A 14,229-nucleotide genomic window follows, 5' to 3' on the forward strand; every position below is an offset into this window, starting at 1 on the left:
TGATATCAGACGTCTGACGCGAGATTCGTCCAGTCGCGTCGTCGGCTCTACCGGTCCACCGGCCTACCGGCCTACCGGCTCTTCGGCACCGTCAACGTCCGAATCTCCACGCGATGGATCAGCACCGCCGGTGGCGTCGCGAGGATCGACGCGACCGCGTCGGCGACGTCGCTGGCGGCGAGCGCCCAGCTCGAGTTGTCGCGCTCGGAGAAGCTGGTCGCGACGGAACCAGGGTTCACCACCGAGACCTTCACCCCGGAGTCGCGCAGCTCGAGCATCAACGACTCGGCGAAGCTGTTGGCCGCGGCTTTCGTGGCGGCGTAACACGTTCCGCCCACCGACGGGCTTCGTCCCGTGATCGATCCGATGATCACCACGTGCCCCGAGCGCCGCGCGACCATCGCCGGCACGACGGCGCGCGTGACGTCGAACAGCGAATTGAAGTTGAGGTTCACCATCCGCAGCCACTGGTCGCGCGTCAGCTCGAGGAGCGGCTTGAGCACGCCGACGCCGGCGTTGTTCACCAGGACTTGCGCGTCGATCCCGCGAAGCGACGCCTCGACGGCCGCGGGATCTGTGATGTCGATGGCGATGGCCCGGCACGATCCACCCGCCCCCGCAATCTCGCGCGTCAACGCCTCGAGCTGGTCCGCCGAGCGTGCGACGGCGACGATATCAAACTCGGCGGCCAGCCGCTGGGCGATCGCGCGGCCGATGCCGCGAGACGCTCCGGTGACGACGGCGATTGGCTTGGCCATTCCGGGATTCGTCAGCCGAGCATTCGCTCGACGGAGCGAAGCAGCGGCGCAAAGGAGAGACCTTTGCCGGAAACGCGCTCCGCCTGCTCGTGCGCCAGCTCGCGCTGGCCTTCACCGAAGAGCGCGGAGCAGATCCACGGACCGGCGCGCGGATTGCGCCACCAATCCACGTCGTAGCGCTCGACCAGCGTCTCGTTGATGAGAGCCTGCAGCTGCCAGGCACGGAGGTAGCGCGCGGCGTAAAACCGCGGATCGACGTCGACGAACGCGTCGGCGCGGCCGTATTGGAACGTCGTCGCCGACGTGAGGCGATCGACATAGACGTCGGGCAGCGATTCCCAACTCTTGGAACCGCCGTACAGTTCCAGCTCGTAGATCAGCTTCGCGCAGTAGCGACGCAGGAAATGCAGCTCTTCGAAGCCGATCGCCCGAATGAACGCGGGAAGATTCTTGGCGCTCAGCTCCGTGTAGCGCGCCAACCAGCCGCTGTCCTGCATGCGGTGGTCGAACAGCATCGCGTAGCCTTCGGTGATCGAGTTGTCGCCGAGCCAGCGGTACTCGAACGCGAGGTCGGGCTGCATGTAGGCGAAGTGCAGCGCGTGCCCCAACTCGTGGAGGAAGGTCATCCAGTCGGTCTGCCCGCCATGCGGGCGCATGACGAGATACACTTCGTCCGGCACTCGCACGCTCGAGCAGAAGGCGCGCGAGCGCTTCCCTTCGCGCTCGCCGGTGTCGAGCACGATGCGGCCGGCGGCGAGCGGGTCGATGCCCATCTCGCGCACTTGGCGGCGAATCGATTCCTCCATTCGCGCCGCCGGGAACGACGCGTCGAACGATCGCGCGCGAAAGAGAGCTCCGGCGTCGGCGCGCGTCAGCTCGGACGGCTCCATGCCGAGAACGCGACGTGAGAATTCGGGGAGCACCTCGCGCCACATGTCGTCGGTATCGCGCAGGAAGCCCTCGCACGCGGCCGCGAGATCGACGAGCGAGACGCCGCTCAACTGCTCGAACGTCTCGATATAGTCACCAAGCCCGAGCTGCTCGACGATGTCGATCTCTCGCTGAAAGCGCTCGCGGCGGAGCGGCGCCAGCTCGGCGGCGACGAGCCTGTCGCGCGCGGACTCGATCGTGTGACGCGCTCGCGCGTCGCGTTCGTTCGCCAGCTCGATCGCGACCGCCTGGAACTGCACTTGCCGCGTGTCGCTGACGTTCACGACGGCGGTGCCTTCCCACTCGATCTCGCGCTCGTCCTGCGCGGCGAGCTGACGCGAGCTCTGCGACTCGACCTGCCAGTCCAAGAGGGCGCGCGAGGAGCGGCGGTCCTCGCTTTCCTCCGGCGCGCCGAGAAAGGCCTCGCGCGTGAGCTCGAATGATTCCTGACCGAGAATGGCCGAGTGCTTTCGGTACACCGGCTGAAGCTCGGGCGCCTGCTTTTGCCCCGAATAGGCCAGGTAGTACTCGCGCGAGATCTCTTCCATGAAGACTTCGCCGTCGCGGCGAAGCCCATCGAGCGACATGGTCACGCCGACAGACGCTCCTCGATGATGGCGCCGACGCGTTCGGCGGCGATGCGGTCCTGGAGAAGCGTGTCGCGATCGCGCACGGTGACCGTGCCGTCTTCGGCGGTCTGTCCATCGATGGTGACGCAGTATGGCGTTCCGACTTCATCCTGCCGGCGGTAGCGGCGGCCGATCGCCCCCGACTCGTCATAGAAGACCGGGAAGCGCTTGCGCAGGTCGGCCGCGAGCTTCTCCGCGAACTCCGGCATGCCGTCCTTCTTCACGAGCGGGAATACGCCCGCCTTGATCGGAGCGAGCGACGGATGGATGCCGAGAACGGTGCGCCCTTCCTCCTCGCCCTCGACCTTCTCTTCCCGGTATCCGTTGACCAGCACGGCCAGCGTCGTGCGGTCGGCGCCGACCGACGTCTCGACGACGAACGGCACGTAGCGGCGGTTGTTGGGCTGGTCGAAGTACTCGAGCTTCTTGCCCGAGAACTCCTGATGCCGCGAGAGGTCGAAGTCGCCGCGGTTGTGGACTCCCTCGATTTCCTGGAAATCGAGCGTGCCACCGAAGTCGAACTGGATGTCGAACGCCGCGCGCGCGTAGTGCGCCAACTCTTCCTTGGTGTGCTGGTGAAAGAGCAGCCGCTTCGGATCGAGGCCGAGCGACTTGTGCCACTCCATGCGCTGCTCTTTCCAGTACTCGAACCAGTGCATGTCGGTGCCCGGCTCGACGAAAAACTGCATCTCCATCTGCTCGAACTCGCGAGTTCGAAAGATGAAGTTTCCCGGAGTGATCTCGTTTCGGAACGCCTTGCCGATCTGCGCGATGCCGAACGGAACCTTCTGACGCGTCGATTGCTGGACGTTCAGAAAATTCACATAGATGCCCTGCGCCGTCTCGGGGCGAAGGTAGGCGATGGAAGCGCTGTCTTCGACGGGCCCGATAAAAGTCTTGAACATCAGGTTGAACATTCGCGGAGCGGAAAGCGTGCCCTTCATGCCGCAGGCCGGACACTGCGCGTCGGGCGTCCCCGGCGTGCCCTTGATCTTCGGGTCGTCGGCGCGAAATCGCTTCTTGCAATTGCGGCAGTCGACCAGCGGATCGGTGAAGCCGGCGACGTGGCCGCTCGCCTCCCACACGCGCGGATGCATCAGGATCGCCGCGTCGAGTCCCTCGATGTCGTCGCGCGCGCGGACCATCGCGCTCCACCAGCGGTCCTTGACGTTCTTCTTGAGCTCGACGCCCAGCGGTCCGTAGTCCCACACGGAACCCGCGCCGCCGTAGATCTCCGACGATTGGAAGATGAATCCGCGGCGCTTGCAGAGCGAAACGAGCTTTTCGAGAACGTCGGGCTGGTTCGGCATGTAGTACTTGAAGGAATCGTACGCGAAGGCCAGAACCGAAATTAGCGAGGCCTGAGAGGGAGCGCATGCGCCGACGGGCTCGCTGGCGTCGCCGACTGAGGTCCCTTGTAATGCGAGAAGGTGCAACGCGGATGAACGCGGGCTGGAAGGGCGATTGCCGCGGATGAATCAAAAGGATGAACTGCGAAACCTCGGTCCCATCCGCGATCGCTTTTCAGATCCGTGGCCATCCGCGTTCAAGTTGCTTCCAGGTTCTCGTGGCCGGCCCAGCGACAGGATTATGTATCCAATTCTGCGCTCAGCTTGGGCTCGGCGGGAGCCCGCGCTCCCGTCAGACGCGCGACGATCTTGTCGCCGTGGTAGCGCCCGTTCTCAATGAACACCTTGTTGGCGTCGTACCCCGCCACGACCACGCCCGCGATGAACAGATTCGGGATCGCGGTCTCCAACGTGTTGGCGTCATGCGACGGGATCCCCGTCTGCGAGTCGATCGGGACACCCACCTCGCGAAGCAAGTCCGTATTCGGAGCGAATCCCGTCATCACGTAGACCAGATCCGCCGGAAGACGCTCCTCACCGCGCCGCGACGCGATCGTCACGCTTTCCGGCTCGATGCGGACCACGCGCGAATCCCAGCGCGTCGCGATGCTACCCTCCTTTTCCCGGTTCAGGAAGTCGGGCAGCACCCACGGCTTGATCTTCTTGTCGAACGTCGGACCGAAGTGCACGAGCGTAACGCGCGCGCCGGAGCGCCAGAGGTCGAGTGCCGCTTCGGCGGCCGAATTGCCGCCACCCACGACGACGACCGTCTGGTCGAACGCCTCGTGTCCCTCGCGGAACACGTGGGTCACGTGCGGCAGATCCTCACCCGGCACGTGCAAGTAGTTGGGCGAGCCGAAATAGCCTGTGGCGACGACGACCGCGCTCGCGCGCGTCGCGCGAGGTCCATGCGCGCGCGACTCGGACCGGACCAGGAAACCGTCGCCGTCGCGCTCGATGGCGACGACGCGCTCGTATTGCCGCAGCGGCAAACCGAAGTGGCGCACGACCGCGCGATAGTAGGCCAGCCCGTCGCGCCGCGTCGGCTTCTCCGTCGCGATGATGAATGGCAGATCGCCGAGCGCCAGCTTCTCGGCGGTGGAGAAAAAACGAACGTACGTCGGGTAGTGCGCGACCGTGCTCACGACGGCCGACGCCTCGATGATCACGCACCGCAAACCGGCGCGTTTGGCCGAGATCGCCGCGGCGAGCCCGCACGGGCCGCCGCCGACGATCAGGAGATCGACGGCGTCCGCCATGTCAAGGTCCGATGATCTGATCGCGGCGCGTGCCCACGCTCACGTACGTGATTCGCGTCTCGACGAGCTCCTGCAAACGATCGAGATACGCCCGCGCCTGCGGCGGCAGCTCCGCGAGGCGGCGACACGCGTTCGTCGGACTCAGCCAGCCGTCGAGCCACTCATACCTCGGCGTGATCTTGTCGAGCGCCGTCACGTCGCCGGGGAATTCCGTGTGCAGGTCGCCGTCGTATTCGTAGCCCGTACAGACCGCGATCCGGTCGAGCGTGTCCAGAATGTCGAGCTTGGTGACGGCGACGTCGGTGAGGCCGTTGATACGCGTCGCGTAGCGCACGACCACCGCGTCGAACCAACCGCAGCGGCGTGGCCGACCCGTCGTCGCGCCGAACTCGCCGCCGAGCGTGCGCACGCGCTCTCCCATCGCGGTGTCCATCTCCGTCGGCAGTGGACCCGCGCCGACGCGCGTCGTGTACGCCTTCACGACGCCGAGCACCGCGTCGATCGAGCGCGGCGAGATGCCGGCGCCTGTCGCCGCACCACCGGAAGTCGTGCTGCTCGACGTCACGAACGGATAAGTGCCGTGGTCGACGTCGAGCAGCGAGCCCTGGGCGCCCTCGAGCAAGACGGCCGCGCCGTTCTTGATGGCGCGGTGAACCACGAGCCCCACGTCCTCGGCGAGCGAGAGGAGCCGTTCGGCTGCGCTGGAAAGCACGTCGATCGACGCGTTCACCTCGGCGCGCTTCGGGCTGCCGAACGCCGCGAGCTGCGCGTTCGCGTGCGCTACCCCGGCTTCGACCAACTCGCGCAGCCGGCCCGGATGTCTGAGGTCGAGGACCCTGATGCCGCGCCGCGCGACTTTGTCTTCGTACGCCGGTCCGATTCCGCGCCCCGTGGTGCCGATGGACTTGGAGTGGCCGCTCTCGGCGTCGACCAGCTTGTGGTACGGCTGCACGAGGTGCGCGCGGTCGCTTACGTAGAGGCGTCCCTCGACGTCGATGCCGTCGGCGACGAGCTGATCGATCTCCGTGAAAAGCTTTTCCGGATCGAGCACGACGCCGTTGCCGATGGCGCAGCGCACGCCCTTGTGTAGAATGCCGCTCGGGATCTGGTGAAGCACGAACGACAGGTCGCCCAGATCGACCGTGTGTCCGGCGTTGGCGCCGCCCTGATAGCGCACCACCCAATCAGCGCGCTCGGCGAGCACATCGACGAGCTTTCCCTTCCCTTCATCGCCCCACTGCGCGCCGACGACGACGACCGTGCGGTGGGACGGGCTGAACATTTTCGGAGCGGGCGAGGGAGAGGGGGAGCGGCCCGGGGAGCGGGCAAAAAAATACGCCCCGGCGAACCCCGGGGCGTTGTGTCAATCTATCGGGACGAGAAGCGGAGTCAATGAACGGAGGAGTCGGTCACCGGTCTTTGGTCATGATCTCCGATCTGATATCTCTGTAGTTCCGGTGGCCGGAGACCGGTGACCGGAAACCGGTGACCGGTGACCGGAAACCGGTGACCGGTGACCGGAGACCGGAGACCGGAGACCGGAGACCGGTAACCGGTGACCGGTGACCGGAAACCGCAAACCCGATCTTTCCCTCGCGACAGAGCAGACCTATCGTTCAGCTTGCCCGCTCCCCCGCCCCGGGCCCGCAGCAGCCTCTCCTCCCGGTCGTACTCCTCTCTCAGCCGGAGGCAGTGATGGCGATCAACACCTCGAAGGTGATCGTTGGCGGCATCGTCGGCGGAATCGTGGCGAATGTGATCGATTTCGTCGGCAACTCGTTCATCCTCGGCGGCATGCATCAAGCCGAGATGACGAAGCTGAATCCTGCGCTCGCGGTCGCGCCGTCGGGCGGACAGATCGCCGGGTTCGTGATCTTCGACATCATCTGGATCATGACCGCGGTCTGGATCTACGCCGCGATTCGTCCGCGATTCGGGCCCGGCCCCAAGACCGCCGTGTACGCGGCGGTTGCGTCGTGGCTCATCGGAAGTTCGGTCGCGGGATTCTTCTGGATGCTCGGCATGTTCGGCACGCACCTGTTCTTCGCGAGCGCCGTGCTGGAACTCGTCAACGCGATCGTCTCGACGCTGGTCGGGGCCTGGCTCTACACCGAGGAGCCCGCGTAGTCAGAGAAGCGCCGCCGCGACCATCCAGACCGCCATCACCAGCCCGATGGCGACCTTGGTCGCGGCGGCGACGACGCGTCCGAGAAACGCGCCCCACGCCACGCGTGCAGCGTCGCCGTGTCCGCTGCCGCGGCTCCACTCAGCGACGAACGCGCCGATGAACGCGCCGGCGAACGCGCCGATGATCGAGCCGACGATCGGCACCGGCACTCCCACGAACGCGCCGATCATTCCGCCGATGATCGCGCCCCAAGACGCTCGTCGCGATCCGCCATAGCGCCGCGTGAATCGGCCCGTGAGCACCCACTCGAGCGCCTCGGCGATCACCATCAACACTCCGACACCGACGACGGTGATCAGACCGACGCCGCCCGCGGGCACGAGTAGGTGGTAGCACAGCGCCGCCGCGAACAGCACGAGCGTGCCCGGGAAACCGAATGGGATCATCACCAGGCCGAGCAGAATCGCGGCGACGAGCAGCAGTTGCGGCATTACACCAACCTTGCGGCGGTCCGGGCGAGCATGCGCGCTGCGCCCTCGATCCCTACGCCGCGCATCGAGCTCAGATTGTCGCGCGACGTGTGGATCCTAAGAAGCGTACGCAGCGTGCCCCGGCTCAGTGTCAGCGTCTCCCAGCCGGCGTCGGCGAGCGCGACGCTGTCGGTGAGGATTCCCGGCAACAGCCTCGTCACCCGCAGCGGCTCCTGCAGAGCGGCGGACGCCTCGGTGAGGGCCGCCAGAAGTCGATCGGGGCGCCGACGCGTGAACATCGCCGTGAGCTCCCCGTCGTCGTCGACGCTGTCGCAGTTGAGCGCGACGCCCGCGGCTCGCGAGCGCGCCCACGCGCGCGCCCCGGCCAGCGACAACTCCTCGGCGTCCGTGATCAGTACCCCGATCGGGAGCGCGGGTGACAGCGCGGCCGCGGCGTCCAACACGGCGGCGACGCCGCTCGCGTTGTCGAGCGCTCCCGCGCTGCGGTTGCCCACAATCGAGAGCATGAGCGGCACGCCACCGATCCATGCCACGATCAGCGCGCCGACGGCAGCAGTCGGCTTGACGACGAGCGCGAGGGCGACGGCGAGTAGACCAAGCGCCATCACGACGACGCCGGCTACGCGCACGAGCATGGGAACAGGCTGCGACTTGGAGTCGAGATGCGCGACGAGCCAGAGTCGCGCGGGTGACGGTCCTCGGGTCGCCTCGATGTTCACTCCCGACTTCCGCATCACGGGCGCGCCGAGCACGCCCCGCGTCAAGACGATCGCCGCCCCGATCGCGAGGACGACGCCGCCGAGCGCCAACCAAGGAACGTCCGCCACCGGTCCGTTCCGCGTCGCGACGGCGATCGTCGCGGCGAGGGGAAGCAGCGCCCCGAACGACGGCGCTCCGAATCGTCCGGCAAAGGCGGAGTACTCGAACGGCTCCTCGCGCACGACGAAACCCAAACGATGCAGCTCGATGGCGCAGTAGGCGCGCGCCGTCGAAACGGCGGCGCCGCCGGTCGGACGCGGACTGGCGGCGAGCCGGGCGAGGTGTGGTGACCCGCCCGCGTTCTTCACTTATGCCGTGACGAGCTCCGCACTGCGCAGTAGCTCGGACACGATTTTGAGTTGGGGCTCCTCGAGCGGCAACAGCGGTGGCCGGACCAGCCCGCCGACGAGCCCTCCGCCGACGGCATCCATGGCCGCTTTCACGCCCGCGATGCCAAGCTCGCCGATGATCTTCGTGCCGAGCGGTGACATTCGCGCTTGCGCCGACCGCGCCGATTCTCGTTCTCCGCGGCGAGACGACTCGAGGACGTCGATCGCCATCGTCGGCGCGAACAAAGCCGCCGCGAGGATTCCGCCGCGCGCGCCCATCTGAAGCGCGTCGAGAAACATCGGGGCGTTGCCCGTGAGCACGGCGAACGTGTCGGACTGGGCGGGCATATACGACGCGAACAGCTGCCGGTCACCGGAGCTGTCCTTGATGCCGATGACGTTCTGGTGGCGCGCCAACGCCGCGACCAAGGTCGCGGGCAGCGAGTAGTGCATGTACTTGGGAATGTTGTACAGCACGACCGGAACGGGCGACTCGTCCGCGACTCGTTGGTAGTGCTCGGCGAGCGCGCGCTCGGTCATCGAGGGCCCGTAGTAGTGCGGCGCGACGATGAGCACCGCGTCCGCGCCCCGGCCGGCAGCGTCTTTGGTGATACGAATGCAAGTTCGCGTCGACTCGGCGCCGGTTCCGACGATGAGCGGGCGGTCTCGCGGCACCACCGCGCGAGCCACGTCGATCAGCGAGTTGCGTTCTGCGCCGCTGAGCAGGGCGGCTTCGCCCGTCGATCCGTTGACGACGATGCCGTGAATCCCGGCGGCGAGGTGGGCGCGGATGTTCGCGCGGAATCCGGCGAAGTCGAGCTCTCCGTTCTTCGGAGAGAAGGTCGTGACGACGGGGGCGTGAATGCCCTCGAGCAGCTTGTTCATTGTGCCAGGAAGTCTAAGCCCCCTGTTTGCAGTCCGTCGAGCGCCTCTTCGAGTGGCGGCGGCGGTGCTTCCTCCTCCTCCTCTTCGGGCGGGGGAACGGACTGGTGGGAACCGGTCGCGCGCCCGCCTCCACCGCCACCGGCTGCCGGGCCGCCGGAGAACATCTTCATCTGGAGCTCGAAGTCCGACGGGTTGGACGCCGCGGCCTTCGCCGTTTCGAACGTCACCACGTTGTTCGTGACGAGGTCGGCGAGGCACTGATCGAACGTCTGCATGCCGTATTGCTCGCGGCCGGCGGCGATGAAGTCGCGGATCTCGCCGATGCGTTGGCCGTCGAGCATCAGCTCGCGGATCGCCGGCGTGTTGACCATGATCTCGGCAGCCACCGCGCGTCCCTTGCCGACCTTTTTCGGAAGCAGACGCTGCGAGATCACCGCGTGCAGCGACTCCGCCAGGCGGATGCGGATGATCTCCTGCTCCTCGGGCGGGAACATCGCCATGATGCGGAGGATCGTGCTTTGCGCGTCGGGCGTGTGCAGCGTCGACATGAGCAAGTGCCCCGTCTCCGCCGCCTTGATCGCCGTGTCCACCGTCTCGGCGTCGCGCATTTCGCCGATCATGATCACGTCCGGATCCTGACGGAGCGCGGCGCGCAATCCCATCTTGAAGTCCGTCGTGTCCGAGCCGACCTCGCGCTGCGTGACCGACGACTTGTTGTCGCGGTGCAAAAATTCGATCGGATTCTCGAGCGTGAGGATGTGTCGGCTCTCGCGCGAGTTGATGTAGTTGATGAGCGCCGCCATCGTGCTCGACTTGCCGGATCCGGTCACGCCCGTCACGAGCACCATGCCGCGCTCGGTGGCGGCGATGTCGGCCAGCACGGGCGGAAGCCCGAGCCGTTCGAACGTCGGCACCTCCCACGGAATCACGCGCATGATGATCGAGAACGATCCGCGCTGGCGCATGATGTTCACGCGAAAGCGCCCGATTCCCGACGCCGCCCACGAGCAGTCGTAGTCGAGGATCTTGTCGATGCGCGCCTTGTCGTCCTCGTTCTGCATGAGATGCAGCGCGATCTGGCGGGTCTGGTCCGGCGACAGCGCCTGCTTCGTGAGCGGAACGAGCTCGCCGTGAACGCGCGCGCGGAAGACGTCGCCGGCCTTGATGTGTAGATCCGAGGCTCCGCGATCGACCGCCGCCTTGATGATCTTTTCCATCAATAGCCCGCCCGTTTGTTCACCAGGTTCTTCAGGGGCATTCCGCTCACGTAGCGCCGCCAGTTGTCGAGGAAGAGGTCGAGTTGCCGGGGCCAGAATCGGCCCGGCGAGACCGGGGACACGTGCGGCGTGAGCAGAACCTGTCTGAGCTGCCACAGGGGACTGAACGTCCCCAGCGGCTCCTCGCGAAACACGTCAAGCACCGCGCCGCGCAACCTTCCGTCCCGCAGGCGTACGACGAGCGCCTCCTCGTCCAGCAACGCCCCGCGAGCCACGTTGACGATGATCGCCGAACGCGGCAGGAGGTCCAAACGCTTACCATCCAGTAAGCCGGCGGTGTTGGAGGTCAGCGGAGCGGCAAGAACGACCACATCGTGGCGCGGCAACTCCTCGTCGATCGCGTCCAGAGACACCACCCGCTCGAACCCCGGCGGCGGACCCAACTCCGGACGACGCCTGATGCCCGTGCAGTGGCCGCCAAGGGCGGTCAACCGCTCGCCGACCGCTTGTCCAATGCCCCCGGTTCCGACGACCAGCGCGTGCACGGTGTCCATCTCGCGCAGAACCGAATCGAGCCGCACGAACGGGGTCTTGTTCCACTCTGTGCGGTCCTGCTGGTCGACGGCGTAGTCGAGGCCGCGGAGAAAATGAAGCACGCCCGCGACGACGTATTCCGCCATCGGGATGGCGTGCACCCCCGCCGAGTTCGTGAACGCGACGTCGCTGGCGACCATCTCCGGGTACAGCGCGGTTCCCACTCCCGCCGCGGCGGAATGGACCCAGCGAAGATTTCGCGCCGCCAACAAAAGCGGACGCGGAATTCCGAACCCGAAGTAGACCTCTGCTTCGCGAACCGCGTCGAGCACCTCGTCGCTGGGTCGCGGCGGACCGTCACCATCGGAACTCGTCGCCGCTTCGACCATGTGGATGGTCCAGCCGGCGGGCGTTTCGGCCTTGATTCGTTGCGCGCCTTCAGGCGTGAGCGCCCAGTTTTTCGACGTCGCCGCGAGATCGACGACCAACAGGCGCGCCGTCACTCGGTGACGATGCTGACGACGTTCTTGTCGCGTCGCAGCGCATCGACCATCGCGTCGAGCTGTTTGGTGGCGCCGACCAGCATCAGCTCGAACGTCCGATCCTGCTCGTGCTCGAACGTTCGGTGGGAGAAGACGTGTATGCCTTCCACGTGAATGAGTTTCTCCATTTCGGAGAATGTTACGCCCGGCAGCACCCGCAACGTTGCGCGGACGCGCCGCCGCATCCGCATCAACCGCTGCTCGAGCGGGCGCAGACCGACCAGCACCAACACGATGAGCGCCGTCCCGCCGAGCGCGTCGACGTACGCTCCGGCGCCCACCGCCGCGCCGATTGCCGCAACGACCCACACCGTCGCCGCCGACGTCAGGCCGACGATCGCGCCCTCGGCATGCAGGATCGCGCCGGCGCCGAGGAACCCGATCCCCGAGACGATCTGCGCCGCAATGCGAGTCGTGTCGCCGTACGGACGTCCGTCCGGCGTAAAGCCGATTTGCGCGATGTCGATCGAGAGCTGCGTGAACAGCGCCGCGCCGACGCAAATGAGAATGTTCGTGCGCAAGCCAGCCGGCTTGTTCGACAGCTCGCGCTCGATGCCGACGGCGCCGCCGAGCAGCGTCGCGAGAAGCAGTTTGACCAGAACGGTGAGGCGGAGCGCGGACGCCAACGCCTCGAACGGCGTCTGGGCGCCGAGGGGAGCCGGGACGGGGGCGGCGTGAACGACGAACGCGGCGAGCTCGGGCGTCATCGAGATTGAAAACTGACTAGGCGCGATGGCCCGCGCCAGCGGCTCAGGTCAGCGTCGGGGCTTGCAGCACGGCGAACACCACCTGCATCACGATCAAACCGAGCGGCATCGCGTACGCGGCGAGCGAATTTCGCATTTCGTCGCGCAGCGACGAGCGGTACACGAGCCAGCACGCCACGACGATCACCGACTCGAGCACGACGTCGCGATAGGAATGCGTGTAGTAATGCAGACCCACCGACGGCCCGCCGGGCCACGTCGGCTTGAGGCCCGTCACGCAGTCGGCCACCCAGTGCGACACGTATGTCGCGCCGACCGCGATCGCGTCGACCGCGCCGAAGAACGGGGCCGAGCAGAGCGCGATGATTACCGAGACGATCCCAACCGAAACGAGCGAGTGCGAGATCTCCGGATTCGGATGGTGGACGACGTGGCTCAACAGGTCGATCCAGTCCGGTCCGAACGCGACGGGAACGAGCAGGGCGAGCGGCAGACGCGGCCGCTTGCCCTTCACGAACGTCGCGATGGCGGCGTGTCCGGCGAACATGAGACGGCCGGTCGGCTAGCGCTGACGGTTCAGCGTGCGGTCGATCGCGACGAGCCAGATCCAGGGCGCGAGAAGTCCCGCGAGAGTGACGGCCCGGATCGCGATGTTGCGCGGCACCATCGAGAACGCCGCCAGCGGGTCCAGGATCAAAAACCCATCCGGTCGCGGACGCCGTCCATCGTTTCGCGCGCGAGTCGGCGGCACTTGGCGGCGCCCGCGTCGAGGGCGTCGTCCACCAGCGTGGGCTTCGCCTCGAGCTCCGCGGCGCGCGTCCGAATCGGTCCCAGCTCGGTCTCCATCGATTCGGCGAGCACCTTCTTGCAGTCGATGCACCCCCAGCCGGCCGACGTGCACTGATTGTGCACGTGCTCCACGGTCGCGATGGGACTGAACGCCTTGTGCAGATGATAGATGTTGCACACCTCGGGAGTGCCCGGGTCCGTTCGCTTGATGCGCTTCGGATCCGTCACCGCCGGGCGCAGCTTCGCCCAGATGCCGTCCGGTGTATCGAGCAGCGGCACCGTGTTGCCCATCGACTTCGACATCTTCGACTGGCCGTCGAGTCCCATGATGCGGCGCGTCGGCGTGAGCAGCGGTTTCGGTTCGGGAAAGAACTCCTCGCGCTCTTCCCCGCCGTCGAGGGTACGACGCCCGGTGAGGTGCCCGAACGCCGCGTTCCAACGCCGCGCGATCACGCGCGAGAGCTCGAGGTGCTGCACCTGGTCTTCGCCGACGGGAACCATGTCGGCCTTGTAGAGCAGGATGTCGGCCGCTTGAAGCACGGGATAGTTGAGGATTCCCGCGAGGATGCTCTCCTGACGCTGCGCTTTCTCCTTGAACTGTGTCTGCCGTTCCAGCTCGCCGAGCGGCGTGATCGTGTTGAAGATCCACGCCAATTCCGTGTGTTCCGGAACCTGCGACTGCACGAACACGGTGCACACGTTGGGATCGAGCCCGGCTGCCAACAACGAAAGCGCCATCGCCCCGCGACGGACCCTCAGCTGTTCCGGCTCGTACGGATGGGTGATCGCGTGGTAGTCGACGATGCAGAAAATCGACTCGTACTCGTGCTGCAGCCGTGCCCAATTCTTGACCGCGCCGAGGTAGTTTCCGATGTGGAGCTCCCCGGACGGTTGAATTCCACTGAAAATCCGTGACATCCGCT

15 protein-coding genes are annotated in these 14,229 nt (G+C 66.5%); 1 reads left to right on the forward strand and 14 read right to left on the reverse strand.

The window, feature by feature from the left end; all coding sequences use genetic code 11:
• Window positions 1-71: 71 nt before the first annotated feature.
• The 5 genes from VGQ44_09475 to VGQ44_09495 form a co-directional block, all read right to left on the reverse strand.
• Window positions 72-758 (reverse strand): SDR family NAD(P)-dependent oxidoreductase, encoded by a 687-nt coding sequence (locus VGQ44_09475; GenBank protein HEV8447042.1) that lies wholly within the window; start codon window positions 756-758, stop codon window positions 72-74.
• Window positions 759-769: 11 nt separating this feature from the next.
• The gene (locus VGQ44_09480; GenBank protein ID HEV8447043.1) at window positions 770-2,281 is read right to left on the reverse strand and encodes a hypothetical protein; all 1,512 of its coding nucleotides are present in this window, start codon (window positions 2,279-2,281) and stop codon (window positions 770-772) included.
• The gene (locus tag VGQ44_09485; GenBank protein ID HEV8447044.1) at window positions 2,278-3,627 is read right to left on the reverse strand and encodes a glycine--tRNA ligase; all 1,350 of its coding nucleotides are present in this window, start codon (window positions 3,625-3,627) and stop codon (window positions 2,278-2,280) included. Before VGQ44_09485 ends, VGQ44_09480 begins: the two co-directional genes overlap by 4 nt.
• 278 nt (window positions 3,628-3,905) lie before the next feature.
• Window positions 3,906-4,925, reverse strand: a complete 1,020-nt coding sequence (locus VGQ44_09490) for a YpdA family putative bacillithiol disulfide reductase (protein ID HEV8447045.1) — start codon at window positions 4,923-4,925, stop codon at window positions 3,906-3,908.
• A gap of 1 nt (window position 4,926) precedes the next feature.
• A complete protein-coding gene (locus VGQ44_09495) occupies window positions 4,927-6,207 on the reverse strand; it encodes an adenylosuccinate synthase (GenBank protein HEV8447046.1) in 1,281 nt (426 codons plus the stop codon).
• Between the two features lie 413 nt (window positions 6,208-6,620).
• Between VGQ44_09495 and VGQ44_09500 the strand changes: the two genes are divergently transcribed.
• Window positions 6,621-7,052 carry a hypothetical protein gene (locus VGQ44_09500; protein HEV8447047.1) on the forward strand — a complete coding sequence of 144 codons (432 nt, stop codon included), beginning with the start codon at window positions 6,621-6,623 and terminating at the stop codon, window positions 7,050-7,052.
• On the opposite strand, the gene VGQ44_09505 is transcribed toward VGQ44_09500, so the two are convergent.
• Genes VGQ44_09505 through trpS form a run of 9 tightly spaced genes read right to left on the reverse strand, consistent with a single transcriptional unit; the run spans window position 7,053 to window position 14,224 of the window.
• Window positions 7,053-7,544, reverse strand: coding sequence for a DUF456 domain-containing protein (locus VGQ44_09505; protein HEV8447048.1), 492 nt, complete (start codon window positions 7,542-7,544; stop codon window positions 7,053-7,055).
• Window positions 7,544-8,611 (reverse strand): M28 family peptidase, encoded by a 1,068-nt coding sequence (locus VGQ44_09510; GenBank protein ID HEV8447049.1) that lies wholly within the window; start codon window positions 8,609-8,611, stop codon window positions 7,544-7,546. Before VGQ44_09510 ends, VGQ44_09505 begins: the two co-directional genes overlap by 1 nt.
• On the reverse strand, window positions 8,612-9,517 hold the full coding sequence (locus tag VGQ44_09515; protein ID HEV8447050.1) for a dihydrodipicolinate synthase family protein: 906 nt from the start codon (window positions 9,515-9,517) through the stop codon (window positions 8,612-8,614). It lies immediately after the preceding gene.
• Window positions 9,514-10,734, reverse strand: coding sequence for a type IV pilus twitching motility protein PilT (locus VGQ44_09520; GenBank protein ID HEV8447051.1), 1,221 nt, complete (start codon window positions 10,732-10,734; stop codon window positions 9,514-9,516). Before VGQ44_09520 ends, VGQ44_09515 begins: the two co-directional genes overlap by 4 nt.
• Entirely contained in the window at window positions 10,734-11,771 is a 1,038-nt protein-coding gene (locus tag VGQ44_09525; protein HEV8447052.1) for a D-2-hydroxyacid dehydrogenase, read from the reverse strand. Before VGQ44_09525 ends, VGQ44_09520 begins: the two co-directional genes overlap by 1 nt.
• The gene (locus tag VGQ44_09530; GenBank protein HEV8447053.1) at window positions 11,768-12,517 is read right to left on the reverse strand and encodes an MgtC/SapB family protein; all 750 of its coding nucleotides are present in this window, start codon (window positions 12,515-12,517) and stop codon (window positions 11,768-11,770) included. The genes VGQ44_09525 and VGQ44_09530 overlap by 4 nt, the downstream gene beginning before the upstream one ends.
• Window positions 12,518-12,560: 43 nt before the next feature.
• Window positions 12,561-13,064 carry a hypothetical protein gene (locus tag VGQ44_09535; protein ID HEV8447054.1) on the reverse strand — a complete coding sequence of 168 codons (504 nt, stop codon included), beginning with the start codon at window positions 13,062-13,064 and terminating at the stop codon, window positions 12,561-12,563.
• A gap of 15 nt (window positions 13,065-13,079) precedes the next feature.
• The gene (locus tag VGQ44_09540; GenBank protein ID HEV8447055.1) at window positions 13,080-13,214 is read right to left on the reverse strand and encodes a hypothetical protein; all 135 of its coding nucleotides are present in this window, start codon (window positions 13,212-13,214) and stop codon (window positions 13,080-13,082) included.
• Window positions 13,211-14,224 carry a tryptophan--tRNA ligase gene (gene trpS, locus VGQ44_09545; GenBank protein ID HEV8447056.1) on the reverse strand — a complete coding sequence of 338 codons (1,014 nt, stop codon included), beginning with the start codon at window positions 14,222-14,224 and terminating at the stop codon, window positions 13,211-13,213. Before trpS ends, VGQ44_09540 begins: the two co-directional genes overlap by 4 nt.
• Window positions 14,225-14,229 lie beyond the last annotated feature (5 nt).

This window comes from Gemmatimonadaceae bacterium (assembly GCA_036003045.1).
In the GTDB taxonomy this organism is placed as follows: domain Bacteria; phylum Gemmatimonadota; class Gemmatimonadetes; order Gemmatimonadales; family Gemmatimonadaceae; genus JAQBQB01.

Excerpts from the sequence above, each read along its gene's own strand:
- VGQ44_09520 (HEV8447051.1), bottom strand. The coding sequence starts at position 10,734 with ATGGAAAAGATCATCAAGGCGGCGGTCGATCGCGGAGCCTCGGATCTA.
- VGQ44_09515 (HEV8447050.1), bottom strand. The coding sequence starts at position 9,517 with ATGAACAAGCTGCTCGAGGGCATTCACGCCCCCGTCGTCACGACCTTC.
- trpS (HEV8447056.1), bottom strand. The coding sequence starts at position 14,224 with ATGTCACGGATTTTCAGTGGAATTCAACCGTCCGGGGAGCTCCACATC.
- VGQ44_09475 (HEV8447042.1), bottom strand. The coding sequence starts at position 758 with ATGGCCAAGCCAATCGCCGTCGTCACCGGAGCGTCTCGCGGCATCGGC.
- VGQ44_09495 (HEV8447046.1), bottom strand. The coding sequence starts at position 6,207 with ATGTTCAGCCCGTCCCACCGCACGGTCGTCGTCGTCGGCGCGCAGTGG.
- VGQ44_09530 (HEV8447053.1), bottom strand. The coding sequence starts at position 12,517 with ATGACGCCCGAGCTCGCCGCGTTCGTCGTTCACGCCGCCCCCGTCCCG.
- VGQ44_09500 (HEV8447047.1), top strand. The coding sequence starts at position 6,621 with ATGGCGATCAACACCTCGAAGGTGATCGTTGGCGGCATCGTCGGCGGA.
- VGQ44_09490 (HEV8447045.1), bottom strand. The coding sequence starts at position 4,925 with ATGGCGGACGCCGTCGATCTCCTGATCGTCGGCGGCGGCCCGTGCGGG.
- VGQ44_09485 (HEV8447044.1), bottom strand. The coding sequence starts at position 3,627 with ATGCCGAACCAGCCCGACGTTCTCGAAAAGCTCGTTTCGCTCTGCAAG.
- VGQ44_09505 (HEV8447048.1), bottom strand. The coding sequence starts at position 7,544 with ATGCCGCAACTGCTGCTCGTCGCCGCGATTCTGCTCGGCCTGGTGATG.
- VGQ44_09535 (HEV8447054.1), bottom strand. The coding sequence starts at position 13,064 with ATGTTCGCCGGACACGCCGCCATCGCGACGTTCGTGAAGGGCAAGCGG.